The 3,204-nt window shown below is 66.3% G+C and carries 6 protein-coding genes; 5 read left to right on the top strand and 1 reads right to left on the bottom strand.

The annotated features are described in order from the left end of the window. The 3 genes from ACFQEU_RS13460 to ACFQEU_RS13470 form a co-directional block, all read left to right on the top strand. Window positions 1-183: hypothetical protein (locus ACFQEU_RS13460; protein WP_379782971.1), on the top strand; the 183-nt coding region annotated here is incomplete at its 5' end. 112 nt (window positions 184-295) lie between these two features. Beyond that, window positions 296-553 carry a DUF7561 family protein gene (locus ACFQEU_RS13465; RefSeq protein WP_379782973.1) on the top strand — a complete coding sequence of 86 codons (258 nt, stop codon included), beginning with the start codon at window positions 296-298 and terminating at the stop codon, window positions 551-553. Further along, the gene (locus tag ACFQEU_RS13470; protein WP_379782975.1) at window positions 550-942 is read left to right on the top strand and encodes a hypothetical protein; all 393 of its coding nucleotides are present in this window, start codon (window positions 550-552) and stop codon (window positions 940-942) included. Before ACFQEU_RS13465 ends, ACFQEU_RS13470 begins: the two co-directional genes overlap by 4 nt. 179 nt (window positions 943-1,121) lie before the next feature. On the opposite strand, the gene ACFQEU_RS13475 is transcribed toward ACFQEU_RS13470, so the two are convergent. Beyond that, entirely contained in the window at window positions 1,122-1,418 is a 297-nt protein-coding gene (locus ACFQEU_RS13475) for a hypothetical protein (protein ID WP_379782977.1), read from the bottom strand. Between the two features lie 343 nt (window positions 1,419-1,761). Here ACFQEU_RS13475 and ACFQEU_RS13480 point away from each other — a divergent pair, with 343 nt between their 5' ends. Next, on the top strand, window positions 1,762-2,871 hold the full coding sequence (locus tag ACFQEU_RS13480) for a pyridoxal-phosphate-dependent aminotransferase family protein (protein WP_379782979.1): 1,110 nt from the start codon (window positions 1,762-1,764) through the stop codon (window positions 2,869-2,871). Between the two features lie 103 nt (window positions 2,872-2,974). Beyond that, the coding region (locus ACFQEU_RS13485) for a hypothetical protein (protein ID WP_379782981.1) at window positions 2,975-3,204 on the top strand (230 nt) is incomplete at its 3' end.

A 3,204-nucleotide genomic window follows, 5' to 3' on the forward strand; every position in this document is an offset into this window, starting at 1 on the left:
AGTCGGCGCGCCTGCGAGCGCCCGACGGGCGCGAGCCAGCCCGCGAGGGATGCCGGGTCGGTGCTTATAAGCACCGACCCGGCGAGGCTGGGGAGGCGTGAGGTGCGGGGCGGTGTCGTGCAGTGCGGTGGGAGCGTCGACCGCCGTGACGTTCGGGATCACCGCCTCGTCGGTCACTTATAAGCGGCCACGTGGACCGGCCTCGCCGCGTTCCGCGCCACGATCACTTATAACCCCTCGGGCGGCGTCCGCCCCGCGTCGATACGTCTTAACCGCCGGCCCTCCAACGCGGTGTATGGCTTCGGAGTCGTGTGACGTCTGCGAGCGGTCCGTCAGGATCGCCGGAGGGATCGGCGACCTGTGGAACTTCGCGTTCGAGTCGACCCAGGGGATGACCCTCGAGCTTACCGACGGCTCCGAGTTCTTCCTCTGTTTCGAGTGTATGGAGGCGCTGCCCGAGGACCACGAGCCGACCGAAGCGGACGTCGAGGCGCTCCGCGAGCGAACCGACCCCGTCGAGGAGGACGGGAACTCCTTCTGGCACTGGGGATGACCGGGCAAGCGATCGACGACGGCGGAGACGACAGTCCGACGAACCGTTTCCGTCCCGAAACGGTCGGCGAGGCGTTCGGCACGGCGGCCGTCGTGGGAACGGCCGGGTTCGTGGTCGCGTTCTTCGCCTTCGTCGTGTACGCGGTGGCGTTCGTGCCCGAGGGCGGGGAGATCCCGCTCACGAACCCGATCGTGGTCCTCTGGATCGGCTCGTGGGCCTTCGTCGTGGGGTCGCTGCTCGGGTACGTCGGCTGGGCGAGCCGACGGCTCCGGGACGGATCGGGGGGTTCGGCGGAGCGGCAACGCCGCGTCCTCGTGGCGCTCGGGTTCGCGGTCCTGTTCCTCCTCGCGCCGGTCGCTATCGTCGCCGGGAGTCCGAGAGGGGCCTAACCGCGGCTGTCCGTCCGGCGTCCGCGAGTCGAAGTCCGATGAGTCGAGACTCGATGAACCGAGATTCAGTGAGCCAGTAAAAAGCAGCCGCGCGATCGGAGGGCAGTACGGTAGCGGGTCGACGGTTCAGTAGCGATTCGGTGCCGGTTCGGTGCCGGTTCGGTGCCGGTTCGGTAGCGTCAGTCGGCTCGGGACCGAACGACGCGGTACTCGACCGTTCCGATCCCGGGGACGTCGATCCGACGGAGCGAACCGCGGTGGCGGCGGGCGAGCTGTGCGAGGTTCCGGGCGACGCCCGCGAGGACGACGGCCGTGGCCAGCAGCACGACGCTGGCGACCGGATAGGTGACGACGAACAGTGCGACCGCCGCGAGCGCGAAGAACGCCAGCAGCGTGAGGATCGTTCCGCCGATCGATGGGGGACTTCCCGACGGCAGCGGGGATCGGTCCGTGGAGTTCGCGAGTAGTGGGTCCATACACGTCCGTAGGAGCCGCGCGGTAATAAGTTTTCATATCACAAACACTTTCTGATAAGCGCTACCATGTCACACACTCTAAAAGCGGCTGAAACACCCGGTATCAGCACGTAACGTGTACCATGGCACAGACTCCAACACTTGTTCAATATCAAATATATACCGATCTATCATGCACCGGAACGGGGCCGGATCGCGACATCGGGGTGGCGGCCCGATCGGGACACAGGCGGCCGGAAAGCGCTGAGCGGTCACTCGGGTTCGGAGGGTCCGGATCGATCGCTGCGCCATTCACAAGTACCATACCCTCGCGCGACGCCCGATACGATAACAGGTGGATCCCGTGACGAAGAAACGCGAATACCGCGACGACTACGACGACAAGACGCTGTACATCCCCGGCCCGACGGAGGTCCGCGACGACGTGATCGAGGCGATGACGGAGGCACCGTTCGGCCACCGAATGGACCGGATGACCGACTTATATACGACCATCGTCGAGGACACGAAGGAATTCCTCGGCACCGACAACGACGTGATCATCCTCACGGGCTCCGGGACGGAGTTCTGGGAGGCGACGACGCTGAACCTCGTCGACGAGCACGTCCTCGTCCCGACCTGTGGGGCGTTCAGCGAGCGGTACGCAAACGTCGCCGAACGCCTCGGCAAGACCGTCGATCGGTTGGAGTACGAGTGGGGAGACGCCGTCAAACCCGAGGACGTTCGCGAGGCGCTCGAATCGAGCGACACCGGGTACGACATGGTCGCGGGCGTGCTGAACGAGTCGTCGACCGGCGTCCGTAACCCCGTCGAGGCGATCGGCGACGTGGTCGCGGAGTACCCGGACACCTACTTCGCCGTCGACGCGGTCTCGTCGCTCGGCGGCGACTACGTCGACATCGACGAACACGACATCGACGTGATCTTCGCGTCCTCCCAGAAGGCGTTCGCGATGCCGCCCGGGCTCGCGATCTGTGTCGTCAGCCAGGACGCCTACGACCGCGAGGTCGAGAAGGGAACCTCCTCGTGGTACGGCGGCTTCCGCCGCTGTCTCGACTACTACGACCGGAAGGGCCAGACCCACTCGACGCCCGCGATCCCGATCATGTTGGCGTACCGCAAGCAGATGAAGCGCATGCTGGACGAGGGCCATGAGGCCCGCGACGAGCGCCACCGCGAGATGATGACGTACGTCCACGACTGGGCCGAGGAGCACTTCGCGATGTTCCCCGAGGAGGGGTACGAGTCGCAGACGGTCGCCTGCATCGAGAACACCCAAGGGATCGACGTCGCGGCCACGATCGAGGGCGTGAGCGAGGAGTACGACATGGCGTTCTCGAACGGCTACGGCGACCTCGCAGAGGAGACGTTCCGCATCGGCCACATGGGCGAACACACCGTCGAGAGCGTCAAAGAGTTGACCGACGCGATCGAAGACATCGCCGATCTCTGAGCCGGCGACCGGGCGTACACTAGGTCGACCGCTTCTCACGGGACCGGAAAGTCGAGCATCGACCGGGGGAAGGTACTTCCGTTCCGAATCGGTGGGTCGGCGTATGGACCCCGACGCCCTCCGTGCGGCCCTCGATCGCTGGACGGACGAGGAGGTGATAGACGAACCGACCGCGGAGCGGATCCGCGAGTTCGAGGCGGGGCGCGAGCAGTCGACCCCGGACGGCCCACCCCGGGAAACCGATCCGGATGGCCCTCGGACGGACTCCGACCCGATAGCCGCCGGCACGGGCCACGTCGACCACGCCGCTGACGACGGCCTCCTCGGACGCGG

It is taken from the genome of Halorubrum tibetense (assembly GCF_042661865.1).
Classification (GTDB): Archaea; Halobacteriota; Halobacteria; order Halobacteriales; family Haloferacaceae; genus Halorubrum; species Halorubrum tibetense.